This window comes from Allobosea sp. 05T422_2, from assembly GCF_056396265.1.
On sequence record NZ_JBFTLD010000019.1, the window covers coordinates 22,833 to 46,903 of the forward strand.

Annotated in this window: 22 protein-coding genes and 1 pseudogene; 18 read left to right on the forward strand and 5 right to left on the reverse strand. The window is 66.3% G+C overall.

Annotated features, from left to right (window positions below; all coding sequences use genetic code 11):
- Positions 1–5 precede the first annotated feature (5 nt).
- The 11 genes from AC1DJT_RS05835 to AC1DJT_RS05885 all read left to right on the forward strand — a co-directional run bounded on the left by AC1DJT_RS05835 (position 6) and on the right by AC1DJT_RS05885 (position 12,311).
- The gene (locus tag AC1DJT_RS05835; protein WP_476833704.1) at positions 6–914 is read left to right on the forward strand and encodes a polysaccharide deacetylase family protein; all 909 of its coding nucleotides are present in this window, start codon (positions 6–8) and stop codon (positions 912–914) included.
- On the forward strand, positions 914–2,458 hold the full coding sequence (locus AC1DJT_RS05840) for a gamma-glutamyltransferase family protein (protein ID WP_476770909.1): 1,545 nt from the start codon (positions 914–916) through the stop codon (positions 2,456–2,458). The genes AC1DJT_RS05835 and AC1DJT_RS05840 overlap by 1 nt, the downstream gene beginning before the upstream one ends.
- On the forward strand, positions 2,455–3,435 hold the full coding sequence (locus AC1DJT_RS05845) for an ABC transporter ATP-binding protein (RefSeq protein ID WP_476833705.1): 981 nt from the start codon (positions 2,455–2,457) through the stop codon (positions 3,433–3,435). Before AC1DJT_RS05840 ends, AC1DJT_RS05845 begins: the two co-directional genes overlap by 4 nt.
- Positions 3,432–4,403, forward strand: a complete 972-nt coding sequence (locus AC1DJT_RS05850) for an ABC transporter ATP-binding protein (RefSeq protein ID WP_441508128.1) — start codon at positions 3,432–3,434, stop codon at positions 4,401–4,403. Before AC1DJT_RS05845 ends, AC1DJT_RS05850 begins: the two co-directional genes overlap by 4 nt.
- Positions 4,404–4,540: 137 nt before the next feature.
- Positions 4,541–5,476 (forward strand): transcriptional regulator GcvA, encoded by a 936-nt coding sequence (gene gcvA / locus AC1DJT_RS05855; protein ID WP_476770911.1) that lies wholly within the window; start codon positions 4,541–4,543, stop codon positions 5,474–5,476.
- A 235-nt stretch (positions 5,477–5,711) separates the two neighbouring features.
- Positions 5,712–7,217, forward strand: a complete 1,506-nt coding sequence (locus tag AC1DJT_RS05860) for an ABC transporter substrate-binding protein (RefSeq protein ID WP_476768950.1) — start codon at positions 5,712–5,714, stop codon at positions 7,215–7,217.
- Positions 7,218–7,320: 103 nt separating this feature from the next.
- A complete protein-coding gene (locus AC1DJT_RS05865) occupies positions 7,321–8,268 on the forward strand; it encodes an ABC transporter permease (protein WP_441508131.1) in 948 nt (315 codons plus the stop codon).
- Entirely contained in the window at positions 8,265–9,140 is an 876-nt protein-coding gene (locus tag AC1DJT_RS05870) for an ABC transporter permease (protein WP_476833706.1), read from the forward strand. Before AC1DJT_RS05865 ends, AC1DJT_RS05870 begins: the two co-directional genes overlap by 4 nt.
- Positions 9,137–10,141: an ABC transporter ATP-binding protein gene (locus AC1DJT_RS05875; protein ID WP_476768951.1), complete on the forward strand. Its 1,005-nt coding sequence runs from the start codon at positions 9,137–9,139 to the stop codon at positions 10,139–10,141. Before AC1DJT_RS05870 ends, AC1DJT_RS05875 begins: the two co-directional genes overlap by 4 nt.
- Positions 10,138–11,238 carry an ABC transporter ATP-binding protein gene (locus tag AC1DJT_RS05880; protein ID WP_441508134.1) on the forward strand — a complete coding sequence of 367 codons (1,101 nt, stop codon included), beginning with the start codon at positions 10,138–10,140 and terminating at the stop codon, positions 11,236–11,238. The genes AC1DJT_RS05875 and AC1DJT_RS05880 overlap by 4 nt, the downstream gene beginning before the upstream one ends.
- Positions 11,239–11,240: 2 nt before the next feature.
- Complete coding sequence (locus tag AC1DJT_RS05885) at positions 11,241–12,311, forward strand: peptidase C39 family protein (protein ID WP_441508135.1); 1,071 nt, start codon at positions 11,241–11,243, stop codon at positions 12,309–12,311.
- A 24-nt stretch (positions 12,312–12,335) separates the two neighbouring features.
- Here AC1DJT_RS05885 and AC1DJT_RS05890 read toward each other — a convergent pair whose 3' ends face one another.
- The 4 genes from AC1DJT_RS05890 to AC1DJT_RS05905 form a co-directional block, all read right to left on the reverse strand.
- Positions 12,336–13,211: a DUF4118 domain-containing protein gene (locus AC1DJT_RS05890; RefSeq protein WP_476768952.1), complete on the reverse strand. Its 876-nt coding sequence runs from the start codon at positions 13,209–13,211 to the stop codon at positions 12,336–12,338.
- An 81-nt stretch (positions 13,212–13,292) separates the two neighbouring features.
- The gene (locus AC1DJT_RS05895; protein WP_441508137.1) at positions 13,293–13,463 is read right to left on the reverse strand and encodes a hypothetical protein; all 171 of its coding nucleotides are present in this window, start codon (positions 13,461–13,463) and stop codon (positions 13,293–13,295) included.
- 244 nt (positions 13,464–13,707) lie between these two features.
- Positions 13,708–14,628 (reverse strand): dihydrodipicolinate synthase family protein, encoded by a 921-nt coding sequence (locus tag AC1DJT_RS05900; RefSeq protein ID WP_441492367.1) that lies wholly within the window; start codon positions 14,626–14,628, stop codon positions 13,708–13,710.
- 613 nt (positions 14,629–15,241) lie between these two features.
- A complete protein-coding gene (locus AC1DJT_RS05905) occupies positions 15,242–16,000 on the reverse strand; it encodes an IclR family transcriptional regulator (RefSeq protein WP_441508138.1) in 759 nt (252 codons plus the stop codon).
- A 107-nt stretch (positions 16,001–16,107) separates the two neighbouring features.
- Between AC1DJT_RS05905 and AC1DJT_RS05910 the strand changes: the two genes are divergently transcribed.
- The 5 genes from AC1DJT_RS05910 (at position 16,108) to AC1DJT_RS05930 (ending at position 20,918) form a co-directional block, all read left to right on the forward strand.
- Positions 16,108–17,079, forward strand: coding sequence for a succinylglutamate desuccinylase/aspartoacylase family protein (locus tag AC1DJT_RS05910; RefSeq protein ID WP_476833707.1), 972 nt, complete (start codon positions 16,108–16,110; stop codon positions 17,077–17,079).
- A gap of 68 nt (positions 17,080–17,147) precedes the next feature.
- Positions 17,148–18,185, forward strand: coding sequence for an extracellular solute-binding protein (locus tag AC1DJT_RS05915; protein ID WP_441508140.1), 1,038 nt, complete (start codon positions 17,148–17,150; stop codon positions 18,183–18,185).
- Positions 18,182–19,051, forward strand: coding sequence for an ABC transporter permease (locus AC1DJT_RS05920; protein WP_476833708.1), 870 nt, complete (start codon positions 18,182–18,184; stop codon positions 19,049–19,051). The genes AC1DJT_RS05915 and AC1DJT_RS05920 overlap by 4 nt, the downstream gene beginning before the upstream one ends.
- The gene (locus AC1DJT_RS05925; protein WP_441508141.1) at positions 19,048–19,848 is read left to right on the forward strand and encodes an ABC transporter permease; all 801 of its coding nucleotides are present in this window, start codon (positions 19,048–19,050) and stop codon (positions 19,846–19,848) included. The genes AC1DJT_RS05920 and AC1DJT_RS05925 overlap by 4 nt, the downstream gene beginning before the upstream one ends.
- Before the next feature lie 2 nt (positions 19,849–19,850).
- Positions 19,851–20,918, forward strand: coding sequence for an ABC transporter ATP-binding protein (locus AC1DJT_RS05930; protein WP_476833709.1), 1,068 nt, complete (start codon positions 19,851–19,853; stop codon positions 20,916–20,918).
- A gap of 102 nt (positions 20,919–21,020) precedes the next feature.
- Here the strand turns inward: AC1DJT_RS05930 and AC1DJT_RS05935 are convergent, their stop codons facing one another.
- Positions 21,021–21,374 (reverse strand): hypothetical protein, encoded by a 354-nt coding sequence (locus AC1DJT_RS05935; RefSeq protein ID WP_441492359.1) that lies wholly within the window; start codon positions 21,372–21,374, stop codon positions 21,021–21,023.
- A 523-nt stretch (positions 21,375–21,897) separates the two neighbouring features.
- Here AC1DJT_RS05935 and AC1DJT_RS05940 point away from each other — a divergent pair.
- Both AC1DJT_RS05940 and AC1DJT_RS05945 read left to right on the forward strand, forming a co-directional pair.
- The gene (locus AC1DJT_RS05940; RefSeq protein WP_476768954.1) at positions 21,898–22,107 is read left to right on the forward strand and encodes a cold-shock protein; all 210 of its coding nucleotides are present in this window, start codon (positions 21,898–21,900) and stop codon (positions 22,105–22,107) included.
- Between the two features lie 343 nt (positions 22,108–22,450).
- Positions 22,451–24,047, forward strand: a pseudogene (locus tag AC1DJT_RS05945) (alpha-amylase family glycosyl hydrolase).
- The last annotated feature ends 24 nt before the right edge of the window (positions 24,048–24,071 follow it).

Consider the following 24,071-nt stretch of genomic DNA (forward strand, 5'->3'; position numbering starts at 1 on the left):
GCACGATGACAACCTCCCTTGCGCCTGCGCGCTTTCCCGTCTCGGATTACGAATGGCCGGCCGGCAAGAGCAGCGCCTTCTGCTTCAGCGTCGATGTCGATGCCGAGAGCCCCTATCTCTGGAACCTGTCCGAGGGCGCGCCCGCCACGCTCGGACAGATCGAGCAGCGGCTGTTCGGCCCGCGCATCGGCATCTGGCGCATCCTCGACCTGCTCGACCGCTACGGCATCAAGGCGACGATGTTCGTGCCGGGGCTGGTGGCGAAGAACCATCCGGAATTGCTGCCGGCCTTCGTCGAGCGCGGCCACGAGATCGGCCTGCACGGCTATTTCCACGAGATCGCGACCGAAGCCGGTCCCGAGGAATTCGCCCGCGCGCTCGATGAATCGCTGGCGCTGTTCAAAGCCCAGGCCGGAATCGTGCCGAAGGGGTTCCGCTCGCCGGCCTGGGAGATGACGCCGGCCATGCTGGCGGAGGTGAAGCGGCGCGGCCTCTATGACAGCTCGCTGATGGGCTTCGACCATCCCTACACGATCGACGGCATTACCCAGGTTCCGGTGCTCTGGGCGGTCGATGACGCGATCTATTTCCGCTTCACCGGCAGCCCGACGGACCGCGCCCCGCCCTCGCCGCAGGGCGGCATCCTCGAAGCCTGGCTCGACGAGTGGCACATGCTGCATCGCGAGGGCCGGATGATGATGCTGACGATCCATGACTGGATTTCCGGCCGGGCCGGGCGGATCAGGATGCTGGAGCGGCTGCTCGACGCGGTGACCTCTTCGCCCGGCGTCTGGATCGCGACCGTAGGCGAACTCGCGGCCCATCATGCCGCAAGCGCCAATGCCCAGCGCTTCAGCGTGCCGTTGCGCCTGGCCGAGCCAAGCGCGCCACGACGCTTCAAGGCGCCGTGCTGATGCAGACCTTCACCGTCCGCCGGCCTGCCGTCCATTCGGCCCATGGCCTCGTCGCCGCACAGAACCGGCACGCAGCCGAGGCCGGCGCGGCCGTGCTCTCTCGCGGCGGCAATGCGATGGATGCGGCCATCGTCACCGCATTGGTGCTCAGCACGGTCGAGCCCTGGCTCTCCGGCATCGGCGGCGGTGGTTTCCTCGTCCATGCCGATGGTCGGACGGGGGCGACCGAAACGCTCGATTTCAATGTCCGTGCGCCTGCCGGCATCGACCCGGCGGATTATCCGCTCACCGATGCTCAGACCGGCAACTGGTTCGCCTGGCCCTCCGTGGTGGGGGACCGGAACGTCTCCGGCTATGGTGCGATCTGCGTTCCCGGCGCGATCGCCGGTTTCGCCGCGGCGTTGGAGCGTCATGGCACCCTGTCCTGGGAGGAAGCGCTGCAACCGGCGATCGAGCATGCCGAGCGCGGGCTGGAGATCGACTGGTTCGCGGCGCTCTGCATCGCGATCGAAATGGCGGGCATCGCCCGCGACCCGGTGCTCGCCGCCCTGCTGCTCGACAATGGCCATGCGCCCAAGGCCGGAGCCGATACGCGGCGCTTCAAGCCGATGGTGCAGAAGGCGGCCTTGCTCAGGCGGTTGGCGACGTCCGGCGCGCGCGATTTCTACGAGGGCGAGACGGCGCGCATGCTGGCAGTCGATCTCGCCGCCGGCGGCTCGGCCATCCGGCCGGGCGATCTCGCAGCCTATGACGTCACCTGGGCGCCGCCGCTGACCGGGCGTTATCGCGATTTCGACATCGCCGCCATTCCCGGCCTCAGCGGCGGGCCGAGCTTCCTCGATGCGGCGGTGCGTCTGGCGTCCGGCCCGCTCTCGCGCGAGACGACGCCTGCGCAACGGGCCCTGCTCTATGCCAGCGCCATCCGCGAGGCCTATGCCACGCGCCTGACCACGCTCGGCCATGCAGCGACACCGCAAGCGGGCTGCACCTCCCATGTCAGCGTGGTCGATCGCGACGGGACCATGGTCTCCTTGACCAACACCCTGCTCTCACGTTTCGGTGCCAAGGTCGCGCTGCCTAATGCCGGCATCATCATGAATAACGGCATGATGTGGTTCGATCCACGCCCCGGCCAGCCGAACAGCATCGCAGCCGGCCAGAAGCCGCTCGCCAATATGTGCCCGCTGGTGCTGAGCCAGGACGGGCGACCGGTGCTCGCCATCGGCGCGGCCGGCGGGCGCACGATCTTCCCGACCGTGCTCCAGCTGATCTCCGGCATCGCCGATCTCGGTCTGTCCCTGGAGGAGGCCTTCCATCGCCCGCGTATCGATGCCTCGACGCCGCGCATCAAGATCGACGCCCGCGCCGAACCCGACGTCGCCGCGACCGTCGCCACCGCCTTCCCGGTCGAGATCGTCGAGGACACGCTCTATCCCGTAAATTTCTCGATTCCCTCGGCGGTGATGACCTCTTCCGTCGGCGGCTTCATCGGCATGGCCCATCCGACCAGCGCCTGGGCGGCAGTCGTCGCGGCAACCGCATGAGCACGACCGAGGCCCCCGTCCTGGCGATCGAGGATCTCGTCGTCGAGATCGACGGCAACCGCATCATCGATCAGGTCTCGCTTTCGGTCGGTGCYGGACGGATCCTCGCCATCGTCGGCGAATCCGGCTGCGGCAAGAGCCTGACCGCGCTCTCGGTGCTCGGCCTGCTGCCGAAGGCGGCACGGTTCAAGGGCGGCGCGATCCGGCTCAACGGGCGCGACCTGACAGGGCTTGGCGAGGCCGCGCTCTCCGATGTCAGGGGCAATGAGGCGACGATCATCTTTCAGGAGCCGGTCGCCTCGCTGAACCCGCTGATGCGTGTCGGCGAGCAGGTCGAGGAGGCGCTGATCCTGCATCGCGGCCTCTCGGCCAGCGCCGCGCGCGAGGAGGCGATCGCGATGATGACGCGCGTCGGCATTCCCGATGCGACGCGGCGCGCGCGCCAATATCCGTTCGAGCTCTCGGGCGGGATGTGCCAGCGCATCATGATCGCCTCGGCACTGATCTGTCGCCCGGCCCTGCTGATCGCCGACGAGCCGACGACGGCGCTCGACGTGACGATCCAGGCCCAGATCCTCGACCTGATGYGCCGCCTGCGCGAAGAGGTCGGCACCGCGATCGTGCTGATTACCCATGACATGGGCGTCGTTGCCGATCTCGCCGACGATGTCTGCGTGATGTATGGCGGGCGCATCGTCGAGAGCGGCGCGGTCGAACCGATCTTCGCCGAACCGCACCACCCCTATACCAAGCTCCTGCTCGCCACGATTCCGACGCTGCAGGGCCAGCGCAAGGCCGTGCTGCGCACCATCGAGGGCATGGTCCCGAGCGCCGGGTCCTGGCCCGATGGCTGCCGCTTTCGGACGCGCTGCCCGCTGGCGGACGAGGCCTGCCTGGCGCCGCCGCCTCTCGCCTGCGTCGGAGAAAGCCATCGCACCGCCTGCTGGCATTCGGACCATGTCGAGGCGCTGGTATGACCGCATCGCCGCTGCTTCAGGTCCGCGATCTCAAGGTCCATTTCAAGCTGCGTCGCGGCGTCGGTACGCCGGGCGGCGTGGTCAAGGCAGTGGACGGCGTCTCCTTCGACGTTGCGGCCGGCCGCACATTGGCGCTGGTCGGCGAATCCGGCTGCGGCAAATCGACGACCGCCTATGCCGTGATCGGCCTCGAACAGGCGACGGGTGGCACGGTCGCGTTCGATGGCCGCGACATCACCGGGCTGAAGGGGCGCGAGCGGGCGCAACTCGCCCAGGAAATCCAGATCGTCTTCCAGGATCCGAGCGCCGCGCTCGACCCGAAGATGAGTATCGAAGCCAGCATCAGCGAGCCGCTCGCCATCGCCGGCTGGACGCGCAGCGACCGGCGAAAGCGGGTGGCCGAGCTGCTCGACCGGGTCGGCCTTCCCGCCGCCTTCGCGGAGCGTCTGCCGAGCGCGCTCTCGGGCGGGCAACGCCAGCGCGTGGTGATCGCACGCGCGCTGGCCCTGTCGCCGCGCCTGCTCATTCTCGACGAGCCGGTCTCGGCGCTCGATGTCTCGATCCGCTCGCAGGTGCTGAACCTGCTGCTCGAGCTGCAGCGCGATCTCAACCTCGCCTATCTGTTCATCTCGCATGACCTGTCGGTCGTCAGGCATATCGCCGACGAGGCGATGGTGCTCTATCTCGGCACGGTCATGGAAAGCGGGCCGATCGATACGATGTTCGAGGCGCCGCAGCACCCCTATACGCAGGCGCTGCTCTCGGCGATCCCGCTGCCGGACCCGCTGCTGCAACGCCGGCGCGAGAAGATCATCCTGACCGGAGACCTGCCGAGCCCGCTCTCGCCGCCGCCAGGCTGTCCCTTCGTCAGCCGTTGCCCGATCCGGATCGAGCCCTGCAGCGCGGCCCGTCCGCCCCTGCTGGAGACGGCGGCAGGGTCGCGCGTGGCCTGTATCCTGAGGCACTAGCAGCTGGCCCTTCGGAACGGAGGCTCGAACTGCCGGAGACGCAGGGCAAATGCGCTCTGTCCGCGGGCGAATTGCCGTATCCAACCCAACGGCCCATCGCTATTGAACGGTCCTTGTCGATCCGCCCGGAACCCATCGTGCGCCGCGTCCTGCCGTCTCTGCCTTCGTTGACGATCTTTGAGGCGTCGGCGCGCCATTCGAGCTTCACCCGCGCGGCCGAGGAACTGAATCTCTCGCAGAGCGCGGTCAGCAAACAGGTTCAGTCGCTGGAGGCCTTCCTGGGCCTGCGCCTGTTCGAGCGCGTGAGACAGCGCATTGTCCTGACCGAAGCGGGACAGCTCTATCTCGCCAGGGTGCGCGAGGCCCTCGAGATCATGGAATCGGCAACCATGGAAGCGCTCGCCTTCCAGGGCGGCGGCGGAATACTCAACATCGCCACCCTTCCCACCTTCGGTGCGCGCTGGCTTGCCCCGAGGATCGGCGGTTTCCGGGCTCTGCATCCGCGTTTCGCCCTCAGCCTGACCGTTCGGGCCTGGCCCTTCGACCTCGTCGAGGAGAACATCGATATCGCTGTCTATTTCGGCGAGAAGCCCTGGCCCGGCGGTCCATCCGACCTGCTGATGGAGGAAGAGATCATTCCTGTCTGCGCTCCGTCGCTGCTGGCTCCCCACGGGCCCGTCAGCACGGTCGCGGATCTCGATCGGCTCGCCCTGCTCCATCACCGCGCACGGCCGCGAGCCTGGAAGGACTGGCTGCAGCTGGCCGGCGCGAGCGAGGTCAACCCGTTCCACGGCGTTCGCTTCGAGCAGTTCGAAATGATCATCCAGGCTGCGATCAGCGGCATGGGAATGGCGATCGTGCCGCGCTTCATGATCGAAGCCGAACTGGCCGACGGAAGGCTGGTCGCACCATTCGCCCGCGCGATGAAGAGCGCGGAATCCTACTACCTCGTCTGCCCCGAGCGGAAACGAGATCTGCCGGCAGTCCAGGCGTTCCGACGCTGGGTCCTCGATGAGGTGAGCGTGTTCCGGCAGCGCCAGCGCGACGAAAACCGGCTCGCACCGAAGGGCTGAAACTTCATTCCCCGAAGGAATGAAGTGACGCGATCTTATCGTTATGGCCGGCGCTGGCAGCCACCTTACTATGCCGTTCGCGACCACCAGAACCGGGTTTGCGGGATCTGGCAGGGAGAGCGGCTCAATCGCACGGGAGCGGGTTTTGTTGGATTCTTTCGGGTCACGCGCGGCGAGCCTTGCTTTCGCGCTTCTTCTCGCCGCGCCGGCTGCTGCTTTGGCGCAAGAGAGCACGTTGACGGCCCTGCGAACGAGCGACGCCGATCGCTACGACCCCCAACGCACCACGACGCTCGCCGCAGCAGAAGTGCTGTACATGGTCGGCGAAACGCTGGTCACGCTCGACCGCGACCTGAAGACCGTTCGCCCCGGCCTGGCGGAACGCTGGGAGGTCAGCCCGGACGGCCGGACCTATACGTTCCATCTCCGCCGCGACGTGAGCTTCTGCGACGGCAAGCGCTTTACCGCTGCGGCTGTCGTGGGCACGGTCGAGCGCTGGCTCAATCCGGACTTCGCCGGCGTCAGCAAATGGAAGGCGGGCAAGGTCGAGAGCATCAAGGCGCTCGACGACTACACCGTGGAGTATCGTCTCAAGGAACCCTACTCCGAACTGCTCTATCAGATGACGCAGTTCAACTTCGTCATCATCGACCCGGAGCAAGCAGCGGCGCTGAAGGACAATTTCGGCATTTCCGCATTCAATGGGACCGGCCCTTTCTGCTTCCGTTCCTGGAAGCCGCGGACGGAGACCGTGCTGACCCGGCACGACGCCTATCGCTGGGGGCCGGCCTTCATGGAGAATGCGGGGCCGGCAGGTGTCGCCCGCTTTGTCTGGAAGATCGTGCCGGAGGCTGTGACGCTCGTCGCCGCCCTGCAGACCGGCGAAGGCGACCTCTCCTATTCGGTACCGGCCTGGGCCGTTGCCGAGGTGCAGGCGAACCCGAAGATCCGGCTCCTCAATCCCGACCTGGCCTTCCGCACCCATTATGTCGGCATGAAGATCACGCGCCCGCATCTGGCGGACAAGCGCATCCGCGAAGCCATCAGCCTCGCCATCGACGAAGGCGCGATCGCCGATGCCATCTTCTTCGGCGAAGCCGAGGCGGCGAACGCCTATTTCTCCAAGGCGACCCTCGACTTCAATCCCGGGATGAAGCTCGGCGCCTTCCGCTACGATCCGGTCCGGGCCAAGGCACTACTCGACGAGGCCGGCTGGGTCGCGGGTCCCAAGGGCGTCCGCATGAAGGACGGCAAGCCGCTCTCGCTGAATTTCTACGGTTTCACGGGCGACGCCAATCGCCAGATGGCCGAGGCCATCCAAGGGGATCTGCGCAAGATCGGCATCGATCTCAAGGTCGAGCTCTACGACGCGACAATCGTCTGGGGCAAATTGCGGACCCAGGATTTCGATCTCTACCAGATGAACTACCCCTATCTGAGCGCCGGCGAGGCGATGAACCTCTACTTCCTCTCCAGCAACATGCCGACGCCCAACCGGATGAACTGGAACGACCCGGATACCGATCGCCTGATCGAGGAGGGCAACCGCGCGACCTCGCCGGAAGCGCGCTACAGCGCCTTCGCCCAGGCCGAGGCGATCGTCCATGAGGCCGTGCTCTGGAAACCGCTGGTGAACGAGAAACTGACCGTCGTCTCGCGGACCACCCTCAAGCCGTTCAAGCCGCACGGCATCAGCGGAGCGGCGCTCTACAACGGGTTGGACCTCATGCCGGCGAAGTAACGGCGAGCAAGCCGCCTGCGCCGCTCGGCGCGCCGGATGTGGAACAGGCGACGGCAAGGGGCACCTGGATGCCCGGAAGCCGTGCGCCCAGGGACGAATTGACGTGACGCGACAGCTGTTTTGGCGCCTCCTGAGCTCGCTACCGATCCTGCTGGGGGTGCTCTTCGCCGGGTTCCTGCTCTTGCAGGTCATTCCCACCGACCCGGCAACCATCATCGCTGGCCCCACGGGGACGGCGGCCGAAATCGATGCCATCCGGCGCCAGCTGGGTCTCGACGCCCCGATCCTGGTGCAGTTCTGGCTCTACATCCTGCGGGTCGCCCAGGGCGATCTTGGCCGCTCGATCATCAACAACGCCCCGGTGCTCGACGAACTGGCCTCTGCACTGGGCCCCACCGTGGAGCTCATGGTGGCGAGCCTGAGCTGGGCGGTGCCGCTCGGCATCCTGTTCGGCACGCTTGCCGCCACGCGGCGCGGAAAAGCGTTCGATCGCGCGGTCATGGCGCTGTCGGTGGCCGGCGTGTCGGTGCCGGCCTTCTGGGTCGGGCTGCTGCTGCTGCAATTTGCGGCCTATCGCTGGCAGCTGTTTCCGCTCCAGGGCCGTGGCGGACCGCTCTGGACATTGCAGGGCCTGCATCACGTCGCACTGCCGGCGCTGATGCTCGGCGTCATCTTCATCGGCCCGGTCGCACGGATGACGCGGACGGCGGTGGTCGAGGTGCTGGGTGCCGATTTCATCCGTACCGCGCGGGCCAAGGGCGCATCCGAGTTCCAGGTCGTCACGCGCCATGCGCTGCGGACGGCGCTGATCCCGGTCGTGACGCTCATCGGCCTCCAGATCGGATCGCTGCTCGGCGGCGCAGTCATCGCCGAGACGATCTTCTCCTGGCCGGGCGTCGGCCGGCTCGCGGTGGGCGCCATCGTGTCGAGCGATTTCCCGATGGCGCAGGGCGCCATTCTCGTGATCGCCTGCGGCTTCATCGTCGTAAACCTGATCGTCGATACGCTCTACGGCCTGCTCGATCCGCGCATCCGGAGTGCCCTGCGATGAGCGCCCAGGGTCCCGCATCGACCGTAACAGCTGCTCGCCCGTCTCGGCCGGGCATGTTCCAGCGCCTCAGGAGCGACAAGGTCGCGCTCGCTGCGCTGATCCTCCTTCTCGTCATCGTCGCGGCAGCCGTGTTTGCGCCACTTCTGACGCCGTTCGACCCCTATCATACCAATCTCCGGCTCCGGCTGCGTCCTCCCGGCGGCGCTCACCTCCTCGGAACGGATTCTCAAGGCCGCGACCTGTTGACCCGCCTGCTCTACGGCACGAGGACGACCCTGATCCTCGGCTTCGCCGGGGTCGCCATCGGCACCTTGATCGGTGGCAGCATCGGGCTCCTGGCGGCGTTCTATCGCCGGCTCGAAGGGCCGTTGATGCGCATCGTCGATGTCCTGCTCTCGTTTCCCTCGATCCTGTTCGGCCTCGCGCTCGCAGCGATGCTCGGCATCGGGATGGACAGCCTCGTGATCGCGCTGGGGCTATCGGCCTCGCCCCGGATTGCCCGCGTCACCCGCGCGACGGCCGCGACAGTCATGCAGGMGGAATATATGGAGGCCGGCCGCGTGATCGGGCTATCCGACGCGACGCTGATCCATCGCTACCTCCTGCGCAATTGCGCGGCCTCGATCGTCGTCTACTGCACGCTGCAATTCGGCGAGACGATCCTGCTCGCAGCGGCTCTCGGCTTTCTCGGCCTCGGCCTGCAGCCGCCGACCGCGGAACTCGGCAGCATCGCGGCCGAGGGGCGGAGCTTCATCTTCCTGGCGCCGCATGTGTCGACCGCCGCCAGCCTGCTGATCTTCGTGATCGTGCTGTCCTGTAACGTTCTCGGGGACGCCTTCCGCGACCTCACGGATCCGAAATTGCGCCGATGACGACTGAGACACCCGTGATCGAGGTCCGCGGACTGCGCGTCTGCTTCAACACCGCTGCCGGCAAGGTGATGGCGGTCGACGCGGTCGACTTCGCCGTCGGCGCCGGCGAGACGCTCGCCATCGTCGGAGAATCCGGCTCGGGCAAGAGCATCATGTCGCTCTCGCTGCTGAGGCTCGTGCCTGCGCCGGGCGAGATCACGGCGGGGCAGATCCTGTTTCGCGGCGAGGACCTCGTCGCCAAGCCCGCCCATGCCATGCGCGACATTCGCGGCGGCCAGATCGGCATGATCTTCCAGGAGCCCAACACGTCGCTCAATCCCGTCCAGACGATCGGCGACCAGATCATCGAAGCGATCCAGTTGCATGAGCCGACGAGCCATGCCCAGGCGCATGCAAGGGCGATCGAAGTACTGCAGCTGACCGGCATTCCGTCGCCGGAGACGCGGGTCAAGGCCTATCCGCACGAGCTCAGCGGCGGCATGCGCCAGCGGGCGATGATCGCAATGGCGCTGGCCTGCCGTCCCAGGCTGCTCATCGCCGACGAGCCGACAACGGCTCTCGACGTGACCGTGCAGGCCCAGATTCTCGACCTGATGCGGGAGCTGAAGGCCACGACCGGAGCCGCCATCATCCTCATCACCCATGACCTCGGCGTCGTCGCGGAGATGGCCGACCGTGTCGCGGTGATGTATGCGGGGCGCATCGTCGAGACCGCTCCGGTCGGGGCTTTGTTCGACAGCCCCGAGCATCCCTATACCGTCGGCCTCCTCAGCTCGATGCCGGCGATCGAGGGCGACGAGGAGCCCCTCACGCCGATCGAGGGCGGCCCGCCCGATCCATTGGCCCTGCCTCCCGGCTGCGGGTTCCAGCCCCGCTGCCCGTTCGCCATTGCGCGGTGCAGCACGCAGGTCCCACCACTCCGCACAGTCAGGCCGGGGCATTCCTCCGCCTGCTGGCGCACACCGCTTCTGGAAACCCTCATGCAGGAAGGGCAGGCATGATGCCGGCTGCGGATGCCGCCACCACGCTTCTCACCGTCGACGGGCTGAGCAAGCAGTTCAGCGTCGCAGGCACATGGCCGTGGCAAAGGCGCAGGCTGAGCGCCGTCAACGACATCAGCTTCTCGATCGCGCCGGGCGAAACCCTGTCGCTCGTCGGCGAAAGCGGCTGCGGAAAGTCCACGGCGGGGCGAATGCTGGTCGGGCTGACGGCCCCCAGCAGCGGACGCATCCTGTTCGAGGGGCGAGATATCGCGACCCTGTCGTCAAGCGAGCGGCGCGCCCTGCACCGCAATGTTCAGCTGATCTTCCAGGACCCTTACGGCTCGCTCAATCCCCGCATGACGGTCGGCGAGCTGATTGCCGAGCCCGCCCTRCTCTTCGGCCTCGCCGACAGGCACAGCGTTGCCGCCCGGGTCTCCGAGCTGCTCGGCCTGGTCGGCCTCGCCGACAGACATGCAGATCGCTACCCGCACGAGTTCTCCGGCGGACAGCGCCAGCGCATCGGGATCGCGCGTGCGCTGGCCGTCGAGCCGCGGCTGATCGTCTGCGACGAGCCGGTCTCTGCGCTCGACGTCTCGGTCCAGGCCCAGATCGTCAATCTGTTGCGGAGCCTGCAGGAACGGCTCGGACTGAGCTATCTCTTCATTTCGCACGGGCTGTCCGTCGTCCGGCACCTGAGCCACCGCGTCGCCGTGATGTATCTCGGCAATATCGTCGAGATCGGCCCGAAGGACGCGATCTTCGCCCACCCGGCGCATCCCTATACGCAGGCGCTTCTGGCCGCCGCGCCGGTTGCGCGACCTGGCGCACGCCGAAGCCGCGCCGTGCTGTCCGGAGACATGCCGAGCCCGCTCAATCCGCCGTCCGGCTGCCGCTTCCATCCGCGCTGCCCATTCGCCGTCGCGCTTTGTCAGCGCGAAGTGCCTGCGCTCACACCGGGCGATGACGGGCGCTCGGTTGCCTGCCACCGCTGGCGCGAGCTCGCATCGACTCCGGCCGCGGCGCAACCCCCGCGGCATGCGCCGCGCACCGCCCAGCTGCTGTCGCTCTATCGCAGTGCTGCGGCCGCCTCCGGCTCTCGCATCGGGACCAACTGACCATGCCAGCAATCGAGGTCACGCGCATTCCCGGCGGCCAGGACGCGCCGCACGGCTTGCCGGCGGAGGTCACCAGCCGCCTGGGCCCTCTTCTGTCCGCACCCGGGCAGCTCATTCTCGTCGCAAGACAAGGGTCCGTGATTGTCGGAGTTCTCGCCGGGCTTCGCCGCCGGACGACCGCGATGCTGCGCATCGTCAGGTTCTGGGTCGATCCAGCGGACGCGAATGGCGCCGGCGAGGAGATTGGCCGCGCGCTGGTCGCCGCGCTTGAACTGATCTCGCTCGAGGCCGATATCCTGACCTGGCGGATTGCCAGTGCGACCGGAGATGACGAGCTGCCGCCGGCCCTGCGGAGGCTGACCGGTATTGCGGCTGCCGAACAGGGCTCCGTCTACACCGAGCGCAAGCTGCGCAACGCGCAGCGGCCGCCGAAGCCGGTCGCACCGCTCTACCCGCAATCGACCGGCTTCACCTGCGGCCCCGCTTCACTTGCCATGGCCTTTGCTGGCCTCGAGCCCGCGGTCGTTCCCGATCGCCAGCTCGAAATCGCCCTGTGGCGCGAAGCCACGACGGTCATCGGGCTGACGGGTCCGGGCGGCTGCGACCCGTATGGGCTCGCACTGGCCGTTGCCGCGCGCGGCTATGCGCTCCGGCTGTTCACGAGCGCTTCGGAGCCGGTCCTGCTTGACCGCGGCAACACGGAGGCCAAGCGCGAGCTGATGACCTTCGTCCAGGCCGACTTCAAGAGCCGGGTGCTCGCCTCCGGCATCGATGTCGAACATCGCGCCTTCGAGAGCTGGGAGCTGCGCGACGCCATCGCCGAGGGTGCCATTGCCGTCGTTCTGATCGACCAGATGGAAACGCACGGCCGGACAGCGCCCCACTGGGTTGTCGTCCACGCCGTCCATGACGACCTGTTCCTGCTGAATGATCCCTGGATCGAGACGGACGCACTGGAAACGGAGGCCGACGTGCTCGACCTTCCCATCCATATCTCAGTCCTGGAGCGCATGGCCCGGTATGGMGAACCGAGCTACCGGGCAGCGCTGCTGATCGGACGGAGTTCCTCGTAGGCGTCCACAACGGCAGGGGAAGGCCTAGGATGCCCCCTGCCCGTCCGCGACGCTGTCCGACCCGGTCCGGAGATGCTGACGATCGAGGGCCAGGGCGAGAAGGCTTGCGATGATTTCGACAAGGGTGCCGGGCTGCGGCGGGCGCTCTTCGGGATCGAACGCCAGCCCGATGACGGCGCGGTTTCCCACTGACGTCATCACCGGCCAGAAATCGAAGCGCGAGCCATTGAAGGGGTAGACGTCGGCCGCCGAAACCGCGCCGGTGGTCAGCGACGAGCGCGCCGCGTCGATGTCGACCTCGCGAGGCTCGATGGCGCCGCGTCTCTCGACGAAATCGCCCAGGGGCTCGGACATCAGCATCACGATGACCGGGACCTGAAACAGGGTTTCGAGCGCATTGGCGGTGCGGGAGAAGACCGCCCTGGGTTCGCCGGCCGCGACGATGTCCCGGCTGTAGGACCGCACGATCCCGGCCTGCCGCCGCGCCAGCACCGCATCGTCTGCCCTGCGGCGGGCGGTCGAGGCCACGGCGCTTGTGATCAGACCGACGACAAAGAGCAGCCCGATCGCCCAGATGCTGGCGGGGTCGTCGACGCGCAGCGTGAAACGCGGCTCGGTCAGGAAGAAATTATAGGACAGCGCCCCGAGGACAGCCGCGCAGAGCGAGGGTCCCAGCCCGAAGAAAACCGCCGCGATCACCACCGGGACGACAAAGACGAGCGACAGGTTCGGGATCGTCACCGCGTTGTCGAGCCCGACCGCCACCACGGTTGCGATGACGGTCATCGCGACCGCCAGGACATAGCGAACCACCATCGGAGCCTTGAAGAGCTGCAAGGCCGTCAGCGTATCGGGGTCCGGCAGAAGCTCGAACTCACCCGGAGACCTGAGGGTGCTCATGGCAATCTCCCTGATGCCGGTGGGCATGCCCACCATATGGTGCGCCAATCCTGCATCGGCAGCCGCGCTTCCGGCCTGCGCCTAGTGCGGTGCCGTAAAATTGATCCGGACCGCCAGGATGCAGGCCAAGAGCAGCAGCAGGACAAGGGACTGCAACAGGTCGCGCGCGATCCCGCCGAACGGCCGATGGCGGCGCGAGGCACGATAGACTGCTTCGCGTCGCCGCCTCAGGGATGCCTCATAGGTGACCATGTTCGCCTCCGTCATGCGAAAAGCGGATGATCGGCCTTCTCCCCGTAAGCTCGCTATGCGAGCTCTCATCCAGCGGCATAAGGCAGGCGTAAGGGGCATCACCGGCACGGTGGTTCCTTCAGAGGCAGGGCTGGGTTCCGCGCCTAAAGCATCGGCCCGAAAAGTGGATTGCGGTTTTCGGGAAAGCCGATGCAAACACAAAGGGTTAGATCATCGGTCCGGAAGCGATTTCCGGTCCGATGATCTAGGCGGCGGAAAGCCGATGGACCGCGCGGCCGTTGATCGGCCGGGGCAGATCATCGAGCGCATAGGTCAGGTCCTCGACGAGCGACGCGGCCGCCGTGACAAGGGGCAGCCGACAGGCGGGGCTGATGCCGGGATGCTGGAGCGACAATGCCAGTTTGATGGCGACGGGGTCCGGCTCCCGGGCGGTGAGGCCGAGGAGCGGAACCAGGCGGCGCTGCAGGATCTGCGCCTGCTCGAAGGAGCCGATGCGGCAGGCCTCCCTGATCCGGCCCAGCAGCCGCGGCGCAAGATTGCCGATGCTGGTGATCGCACCGCAGCCGCCGGAGGCAAGATAGGCGGGGATGGTGTCGCCGGCACCGGTCAGGCGCATGAAATGCCGGCTGCAGCTGCGCATGATCCGGTCGCAGCGCGCGACGTCGCCGCGACGCTCGAGCACGCCCATGATGGTCGGCGTCGCCGCCAGTTCGGCCAGGGTTTCGGGCGCGAGCTCGACCGCGCAGCGCTCGGGATCATTGTCGATGATCAACGGCAAGGGGGTCGCGGCGGCAACCGACAGGATGTGCTGGACGAGACCGGCCTGGGTCGGCCTGTTGTAATAGGGCAGACGCAGCAGGATCGCATTGGCTCCCGCCGCGGTGGCGTTGCGGACATCGGCGATGCTCTGCGCCGTCGCGTTCGACCCGGCCGCCGCGATGATGGGATAGACCGGCCCCGCAGCGGCCCGCGCCAGCCTGAGCAAGCGCATGCGCTCCTCATCCGTCAGCGTCGAGCCTTCGCCGCTGGCAGAGCCGAGAACGATGCCGTCCGCGCCCTCCTGGATCTGCCAATCCACCAGTCGCAGGAAGGCTGGTTCGTCCAGGCTATTGCCGCTGAAGGGCGTCACCAACGGGGTGAACATCCCGCGAAGCCAGTGATCCATCGGAAACCTCACCCTGTCAGACCATCGATCGTGGCACGTCGCTGCGGGCCATCGTCCCGACAGGCTGTCCCGCTCGGGAGGACGGTCAGGCGCGACCACCGTCACAGTCTCGGCTGGTTCCGCATAAGGATTCGATGCGGATCGGCATGGGCCTCACGTAAGGGCGCCGCGTGCCCGGGAACGCCCGGCCGGGCTCGCATCGACAAGCCCAAACCCTGCTGACATGCCGGGCGCAGAACGGCCCGGCGGGTGGCTTATGGAGCGTTTATGGCGCGCTCTGCAGAAGCACATCGCAAGCAGAATGACGCGCAATATCTGTCAGGTACATCCCGTGAAGAGATGCGCACCGACAGAATGCGTGCCGTCATGAATGTTGCAGCGTACCCTCAAACTCCTGGCCCTGCTCCATTCCCTCGCCAAACGCTTCGACGCTCATCTCACGCGCGGCGTGGAGCGGCATGGCCGCTTCCTGGCGGGCCTGACGCCCCCAATCCGCCCCGCCATCGCGGTCGCGGTGCCTCGAAGCGCAGACCAGCCGCGCCCAATCCGGCCCGGACCATGCCCCCTCGCGCCCAGGGCGGGGCTCGCTGAAACGCCCCGCCGGCCGCTCCGGTCAGTCCCCCTGCAACCAGACCGGATCGCGCATGCGCAGGCCGATCGCCTGCGCATGCCTTGCGACGCTCAAAGCGATGCGGTCCTGGATCGCCGCATCGGCCGCAATCGTCGGAAACGACAGGCACAGGCCCATGATCTCGTTGCGGCCGGGATCGGCAATGGCTGCGCCGATCGAGGAGATGCCCGGCGTGATCAGGCTCGATGAGCGGGCGATCCGGTCCTTGCGGATGGCGGCGAACTCGGCCCTGACATCGTCGTCGCTCATGCTGGCGCGGATGCCGAGCTTGCCCTGGGCATCGAGCTGCGCCATCGCCTGCGCGTCATCGAGGCGAGCCAGGATCGCCCGTCCGATGATCGAATCGAAGGCTGGCTTGCGCTCGGCGACCGAGCCGGTGTGCTGCAGCGCATAGGTGCCCTGCTGCGCGACGAGCAGCACGCGCTCGTGACCCGCGACGATGCCGGCATGGCCGGTGAAGCCGAATTCGCGAACCAGATCGTCGATAGCGACCCGCACGAGATCGAGCAGGTTGTGCCGCGCGAGATAGAGCGCGGCCAGATCCAGCGCCTTTCCACCGACCACATAGCCCTGGTCACGCTCCTCGCGCTCCAGCAGGCCGGCCTCGGAGAGCGTCTTGAGCAGCCGCGAGACCGAGGCCTTCGGCATGTCGAGTTCGCGACAGACCTCGCCCACACGCAACACGGGTCGCTCCTCTCTGACGAGGGAGAGAATGCGCAGTCCATTTTCGAGCGAGCTCATTGCTGTTCCATTAGAGATAACAGTGTTGACATATATGGGACGACTCAGGATACATAACAACAGCGAGCACGTACTGCACAGCCGCGAACGAGAGAGCGGAGCCAATGATGATCGGGACAGCCAAACCGGCCAAGGGGGAGATCACCCGCGGCCATGTCGAGCTTGGCTCTTATCCGGATGGCGCGATCTACTCGCCGGTCCTGATCGCCGAAGGGCGCAAGGACGGCCCGACGCTCTGGCTCCAGGCCTGCATCCATGGCCCGGAAGTGGTTGGCCCGCTCGCGATCCAGCGCTTCCTGAAGACGGTGGACCTGAACGAGCTCTCCGGCCGGGTGGTCTGCCTGATGCTGGCCAATCCGCTCGGCTTCCGCGGCTACAACCGGCTCACCCCACAGGACGGCTACAACCTCAACCGCGTCTTCCCCGGCGATCCGCGCGGCCACCACACCTATCAGCTCGCTCACCGGCTGCTCGATCTGTCGCTGGCCCATTCCGACGCGATGCTGGACCTGCATTCGGGCGGCGATCYCACGATCACCTGCCATTACACGCTGTTCCACAATAACGGCACGCCCGAGGGCATCGAGTCCGAGCGGCTGGGACGCGCCTGCGGCGCGCCGAATGTCTGGAACTCGCTGGAAGAAGGCCTGTCGGGCTGCCATTTCACGCATTACACTAGGAGCGGCAAGCCCTCGCTCATCGTCGAGAGCGGCGGCGGCGCCCGCGTGACCGCCGAGGATCTCGATCGCCTCACCCTGGCGATCTTCAATGTCTGCAAGGCGCGCGGCATGCTGCCGGGCGCGCCGGTCCTGCCGGCGCAGTTCCGCCTCGGCGGCGACGCGATCCATCACAAGGCGATCAAGGGCGGCCTGTTCATTCCAAAGGTCGGGCCTGGCGACGACGTGGTGAAGGACCAGCATCTCGCCGATATCGTCGATCTCTTCGGAGATGTCGTCGAGGAGGTGCGCTGCCCGGTTGAGAAGGCCTGGGTCGGCTCGATCCGCCGCCCGCATATGCCGATCTACAATGGCGACCAGGTTTTCGAGCTGGTCGGGACCAAGGGATATGACGCGGCCTGAGCCTTGCACTTGAACTCGGTAATTCCAGACCGGGTTCGGATGCCCGGTCCAACAAACAGGGGATCGTGATGGGTACCAGCTCTCTTGACCGGCGCCAGCTTCTTGCAGCGCTCGCCGCCTCGACGGCATTGCCGTTTGCCTCGGGCCAGGCCCAGGCTCAAGCCTTCGCCGGCCGCAAGCTGGTGAGCTCCGGCTTCGGCGGCTCGACCATGGACATCATCCAGTCGGCCGTCTTCACCCCCTTCGACAAGGCGACCGGCGCCTCGTCGACGCAAGTGCCGATGCAGTCGGCGGCTGCGCTCGCCCGCATGAAGGCCGAGGCCGGCAACCCGCAGATCGACCTGTTCCAGTTCTCGGGCGGCCAGGAAGCCTTCGCCAAGAGCGAGGGCTTGAGCCAGCCGCTCTCGGGCGTCTCCCGGCTTGGACAGATCCCGGCGGGGCTGAAGGATCCGGACGGCCATTGGGTGACCTGGGCAGTGATCGCCGAAGGAATCGTCTACCGCAAGGACAAGATTCCCACTCCGCCAACGAGTTACAAGGACTTCCTGAAGCCGGAATACAAGGGTCACATCGCCTTTCCGGCGATCACCAACGGTTATGGTGTCGATTTCCTCGTCATGCTCGCCAAGGCCTTTGGCGGCAGCGAGGACAATATCGAGCCCGGCTTCGAGGCGATGAAGCAGATCAAGGGTGAGACGATCTTCAAGGCGGCTTCCGACCTGCCGACGCTGTTCGGCCAGGGCGATATCTGGATCATGCCCTACGACACCGGCAATACGTTCAAGCTGCAGCAGGCCGGCCTGCCGGTMGCCTTTGCGACGCCGAAGGAAGGCAGCCCGGCGGTCTTCATCACAGCCTGCGTCGCCAAGGGCGCCAAGAATGCCGACATCGCCAATGCCGCGATCGACGCGATGCTGAAGCCTGAGGCACAAATCGAAATCGCCCGCACGATGCGCTGGACCGCCTCGAACCCCGAGACCAAGCTCCCGGCCGATCTGACCGGCGAGGTTCCCTCGGTGGACAAGCTCGCGCAGCTCGACCGCGACAAGATCAACGCCAAGCGCGCCTCCTGGATCGAGCGCTGGAACCGGGAAATCGCACGGTGACCAAGGCAGCGACGCGCAGCAGCGGGCCGCGGTGGGCGCTCTTCGCGCCCGTCCTCCTGTTTGCTCCCTGCGCCTTCGTCTACGCGGTCTTCTTCATCTGGCCGCAGGCGTCGCTGCTGGCGATCAGCGCGAGCGACGCAACCGGCATCACGCTCGCGCATTATCAGCGCTTTGCCGGGGATTCCTATTACTGGGAAATCCTGGGGCGCACCCTCGGGCTCGGTGCGGCCGTGACCGCCATCRCGCTGGTGCTCGGCGTGCCCACCGCCTATCTGCTCGCCCGCGCACAGTCGCGCTGGGCGGGCTTTCTCCTGCTGCTCACGACCTTCCCCCTGCTGGTCAGCGCCGTGGTGCGCTCCTTCGGCTGGATGGTGCTCTTCTTCCGCGACGGGCTCCTCAGCCACGGCCWGATGGCGCTTGGGCTCGCCGACCGGCCGGTGCAGACGATGTATACGATGTCCGGCGTCATCATCGCGCTGGCGCAGGTGCTGCTGCCCCTGATGATCCTGACGCTGCACGGCGTCTTCAAGTCGATCGACCGCGATCTGGAATATGCCGCGATGAGCCTCGGCGCCCGGCCAAGCGTCGCGCTCGGCCTCGTCACGCTGCGGCTTGCGAGCGGCGGCATCGTCGCCGGCTCGCTCCTGGTCTTCTCGCTGGCGATCAGCGCGTTTGCGACCCCGAGCCTGGTCGGCGGCGCGCGGGCCAATGTGATGGCGACGGCGATCTACGAACAGGCGATCGAGCTGCTCGACTGGCCCTTTGCCGCGGCGCTGGCGACCATCCTGCTGGTCACCGTGCTCGCGCTGTCCCTGGCCTATGGCGCCCTGCTCGAAGGCCGTGGCGAACGCGAGGCGGCGCGATGACGATCTCCTTCCGTTCACCGCTCGGCTTCGTGCTGCTGCTGCTGGCCGTACTCGCCTTCGTCTACCTGCTGCTGCCGATCCTCGTCGTCGTCGCCGCACCGCTCGGCGATACCGGCTACCTCGCCTTCCCGCCCCGGGGACTGACGTTCAAATGGTACGCCGCCGCGCTGCATGACACGCGCTATCTCTCGGCGCTCGCCGTCAGCCTGCGCATTGCGCTCGTCAGCGCGCTGATCGCCTGCACCATTGGCGTCGCGGCGGCCTATGCGCTGACCCGCTTCAGCTTTCCCGGCCGGCGGCTGCTCGAAGCCATCTTCCTCTCGCCGCTCATCCTGCCGACCCTGGTGCTCGCCGTCGGGCTCACGCTGTTCTTCACGCGCACCGGCCTTCTTGCCGGTTCCTGGAAGCTCGTTGCCGCGCATGTGATCGTCTGCACACCCTATGTGCTGCGCGTCTCGCTGCCGGTGCTGCGCCGCTTCGACCGCAGCCTCGAGGAGGCCGCGCGCAATCTCGGGGCCTCGCCGGTCGCCGCCTTCTTCCTGGTCGTTCTGCCGGTGGTCCGGCCCGGCATCGTCGCCGGCACGGTTCTCGCCTTCATCACCTCCTTCGACGAGGTGGTGCTGGCGCTGTTCCTGGCGGAGCCCGGGGCTCCGACGCTGCCGGTTATGATCTACTCGGCGGTCCAGCTCGGCTTCGAGCCATCCGTTGCAGCGGTCTCTGGCCTGCTCGTCCTGGCGACGCTCGGCCTGATGATCCTCTATCACCTGCTGGGCACCTTCGGAGGCCGCCGGAACTGACCATGGACATCCAGCTTCAAAACCTGCGCAAGACCTATGGCTCGGCGGTCGCCGTCGCCGACATGAGCGCAAAAATCCCGCAAGGCCGCATGCTCGCGCTGSTCGGCCCTTCCGGCTGCGGCAAGACGACGACGCTGCGGATGGTGGCGGGCTTCATCGCGCCGACATCCGGCTCGATCCGCGTCGGCGACAGCGACATCACGACCCTTCCGGCGCATAAGCGCGACACCGGCCTCGTGTTTCAGAACTACGCCCTGTTCCCGCATCTGAGCGCCGCCGAGAACATCGCCTTCGGATTGCGCCGACGCGGCGTGGCGCGCGCCGAGCGCGAACAGCGCGTGACGGCGATGCTGGGCAAGCTGAAGCTGTCGGGCCTCGCAGACAGGCTTCCACGCCAGCTCTCGGGCGGCCAGCAGCAGCGTGTGGCGGTCGCCCGCGCGCTCGTCATCAACCCGTCGATCCTGCTTCTCGACGAGCCCTTCTCCAATCTCGATGCCAAGCTGCGCGAGAGCACAGGCCTCGAAATGTCGCGTCTGCAGCGCGAGTTCGGGCTGACCTCGATCTTCGTGACGCATGACCAGACCGAAGCCATGAGCATCGCCGACACGATCGCGGTGATGAAGGACGGCCAGCTGCAGCAGATCGGCTCGGCCAGCGAGATCTACGAACGGCCGGCCAATCGCTTCGTCGCGGATTTCATCGGCAGGGCGAACTTCCTCGCCGGCCGGATCCTGCGCCGTGAGGGACAGGACGCCGTCGCGGAGCTTGCGGCCGGGCTGGAGATGCGCCTGCACGATCCCGGCGCCGCCGCGGTACCCGGTGCCCAGGGCGAAGCCCTTCTGCGGCCGGAGGCGATCGCGCTTGCCGATCACGCCTCCCCGGGCAGCCTCAAGGCCACCGTCGAGCAGATCTCCTATCAGGGCGCGATCGCCAATCTCCATGCCCGGCTCGGCGACGGCAGCGCGATCGTCGCCAGCGTTCCGCCTGAGGATGCCAGGGGATTGGAGCCCGGCAAGCCAATCGGCCTTATCCCGAAGCCGGCCGGGCTGATCTGGTTTCCGAAGGCCTGAAGGGACAATCCCCTATCGCGCGCGGCTGGGCATCGAAAGCCGCCCATCCGCGGACGAAGACAAGGGGCCACGCGCAAGCGGCCACCCGACGCCGGAGTGACCTCAGGTCTTGGTCAGCCCGAGAGCGATGGCGCAGGCTTTGGCGACATCGGAATCGGGTGACGAGCTACCCGGCATTGTCGCCCATCCCCCCTTCGCGATGAACTCGCCCTGCTGCCATGAGCCGATCTTCTTCAGCTCGACAAGTTGTTCGGTCGCGTTGGCCTGCTGCTGGAACCTGACCACGCAGATCGGCGAGAGGGCGGAGATCACCGCCGTGCTGGAACGCGCCGCGGCGTCGCGCTCCGCCCTACCCTGCGTGACCCAGCCGCCCCAGCTGAAGCCGATAATTGCAAGCGCGACAGCTCCACCGACGGCGCCCCAGGCGGCCGGCTTCAGTTCTGCTGGGATTTTCATGATTTTATCTTTCCTCATCGGAATAAAATTGTCCGATGACCAACAGTATCATCTTTTTCGATCACAGATTTTCTTTTCACCGCAGTGCCATTCTCTGCTGTTTTTTGAAATTTACATTGAGGCCTCGTCAAYTCACGGGTCAGCCCGTGCTCCCCGTCAGCGAGCGCAGCGGCTCAAGCGGGCGCTCCGCCAACCCAGATCATCCTCAGGCGGACTCTCAGCTTTCCGGGCTTCCTCGGCAATTTCGGCATCATCGGCACCGATATTTCACGTCATGACGAACGGGCATCGCTGAACAGGGTCAATTCTTTCTCGAGCCAAGCACCTTGTTCTTTGATTTCTTCCGTAATGAAACTTGTTGTTTACTTTTTCGATAATTCGTTTACTGTCTGATTGTCGATAATTTTTTGGCTGTTTTCTCCGCGTGTTTATGCGCGCCTGACGAACCCCCTTCGAAAATCGTGGTGAACCCATCGGGCATTCGCTCGGTGGCCGACAAGTATTGCCAGAAGGAGAGTTCGTGATGAGCACCCGCACAGTAAAATGGTTCAATTCCACCAAGGGCTTCGGCTTCATTCAGCCAGATGACGGAAGCCAGGACGTCTTCGTCCATATCTCCGCCATCGAACGCGCTGGTATGCGCGAGATCGTCGAAGGCCAGAAGCTTGGCTATGAAGCGGTCCGCGACGCCAAATCCGGCAAGATGGCCGCCGAGCAGCTGCAAGCCGCGTAATCGCTATTCAGCTTCACCGATAGCCACGGATGTACTGGTGTCGGTCATGAGGTTGGAAGGAAGGGCCAGGTTCAACGCCTGGCCTTTTTCATATCCGCCGGTGGTATTGGCTTAGCGCCGATCGGGAGAAGCCGCTGTCCGAAAAAACCAGAGCCCGCACCCAGGCGGAAGCCGCATCCCTCAAGACGCAAACCCGATCCCTGTCACGCAACCGGATCAGCTCAGAGACTGAGGCCATCATTCAAGCCCGCGACGCCAACTCCGCCAGGTTCAAGGATCAGCGGCTGAACAAGGAAGCGCTCGACCGCKCCGCCGCTGCGGCCGCTCCTGGCATCCCGCTCCCATGACCGCGCCTTGGTGGCAGAGCGGCGTGATCTACCAGATCTATCCCCGCTCCTTTCAGGATGGGAATGGCGATGGCATGGGCGATCTCAGGGGTATCGGGCAACGGCTCGACTATCTCGCCGGCCTCGGGATCGACGCGATCTGGATTTCCCCGATCTATCCMTCGCCGATGGTCGATTTCGGGTATGACGTTGCCGATTACTGCGACATCGATCCGCGTTTCGGCGCGCTCGCCGATTTCGACGATCTGCTCGCCCAGGCCCATGCGCGCGGGATCAAGATCCTGCTCGATTTCGTCCCGAACCACACCTCCGACCGGCATCCCTGGTTCGTCGAGAGCCGCTCCTCGCACGATAATCCGAAACGCGACTGGTATCTCTGGCGCGATGCCGCTCCCGATGGCGGGCCGCCCAATAACTGGGTGAGCGATTTCGGCGGTTCGGCCTGGGAATGGGACGAAGCCACCGGCCAATATTACTACCACGCCTTCCTGAAGCAGCAGCCGGACCTCAACTGGCGCAGCCCCGCCGTCCAGGCTGCGATGTACGACGTGATGCGTTTCTGGTTCGACCGTGGCGTGGACGGTTTCCGTATCGACGTACTCTGGCACCTGATCAAGGCAGGGAGCTTCCCGGACAATCCGCCKAACCCGGCCTATCACCCCGCGCTCGCCGAGATGCACCGCGTGCTCCAGCTCCATTCGACCGACCAGGCGGAAGTCCATGTGATCGCTGCCGAGATGCGCGATTGCCGACGGGTACGGCGCGGCCGGGCGCGGTGAGCGCGTGCTGATCGGCGAGATCTATCTGCCGGTCGATCGCCTGATGCACTATTACGGACGTGAACGGCCGGAAATGCATCTGCCTTTCAACTTCCAACTGATCGAGGCCGTCTGGGAGGCGCGCGCGATGGCTGCGCTCATCGCCACTTACGAGGCGGCACTTCCGCCGGGCGGTTGGCCGAACTGGGTGCTTGGCAATCATGACAGGCCCCGCGTCGCCACCAGGCTTGGACAGGCTCAAGCCCGCGTCGCGGCGATGCTGCTTCTGACGCTGCGGGGCGGTCCGACGCTTTACTACGGGGACGAACTCGGTCTGAGCGATGTCGCAATCCCGCCCGAACAGCTGCACGACCCGCGCGGCCTGCGTGAACCCGGGCTCGGCCTGGGCCGCGATCCGGTGCGTACGCCGATGCCGTGGGATGGAAGCGCCCATGCGGGCTTCAGCACGGCCCAGTCCTGGTTGCCACTCAATGCGGACTGGCCGACGCGGAATGTCGCGCGGATGATGCCGGAGCCTGCCTCGATCCTCCGGCTCTATCACCAGCTGCTGGCACTCAGGCGCGACCATCCGGCCTTGGCGGTCGGCGCCTTCGCGCTGCTGGAATCCGACGGCGACGTCCTTGCCTATGAGCGGCGCGAGGGCGCTCAGCGGCTGATCATCGCGCTCAATCTCGGCGGACAGCCGCAGCGCCTGGCGTTACCCAGGGACACAACCGGTTGCCGTTTGCTGCTTTCGACGCTCGCCGCGGCGCCCCTCATCGAGAACGATGTGCTGCTGCTCCGGCCAGACGAAGGCGTCATCCTTGCCGCTTGATCCTGAACGAGGAAAGGCCGATCG

Coding starts and splice junctions, on each gene's coding strand:
- AC1DJT_RS05835 (WP_476833704.1), top strand. CDS start 6: ATGACAACCTCCCTTGCGCCTGCGCGCTTTCCCGTCTCGGATTACGAA.
- AC1DJT_RS05840 (WP_476770909.1), top strand. CDS start 914: ATGCAGACCTTCACCGTCCGCCGGCCTGCCGTCCATTCGGCCCATGGC.
- AC1DJT_RS05850 (WP_441508128.1), top strand. CDS start 3,432: ATGACCGCATCGCCGCTGCTTCAGGTCCGCGATCTCAAGGTCCATTTC.
- AC1DJT_RS05875 (WP_476768951.1), top strand. CDS start 9,137: ATGACGACTGAGACACCCGTGATCGAGGTCCGCGGACTGCGCGTCTGC.
- AC1DJT_RS05890 (WP_476768952.1), bottom strand. CDS start 13,211: ATGAGCACCCTCAGGTCTCCGGGTGAGTTCGAGCTTCTGCCGGACCCC.
- AC1DJT_RS05895 (WP_441508137.1), bottom strand. CDS start 13,463: ATGGTCACCTATGAGGCATCCCTGAGGCGGCGACGCGAAGCAGTCTAT.
- AC1DJT_RS05900 (WP_441492367.1), bottom strand. CDS start 14,628: ATGGATCACTGGCTTCGCGGGATGTTCACCCCGTTGGTGACGCCCTTC.
- AC1DJT_RS05905 (WP_441508138.1), bottom strand. CDS start 16,000: ATGAGCTCGCTCGAAAATGGACTGCGCATTCTCTCCCTCGTCAGAGAG.
- AC1DJT_RS05925 (WP_441508141.1), top strand. CDS start 19,048: ATGACGATCTCCTTCCGTTCACCGCTCGGCTTCGTGCTGCTGCTGCTG.
- AC1DJT_RS05935 (WP_441492359.1), bottom strand. CDS start 21,374: ATGAAAATCCCAGCAGAACTGAAGCCGGCCGCCTGGGGCGCCGTCGGT.
- AC1DJT_RS05940 (WP_476768954.1), top strand. CDS start 21,898: ATGAGCACCCGCACAGTAAAATGGTTCAATTCCACCAAGGGCTTCGGC.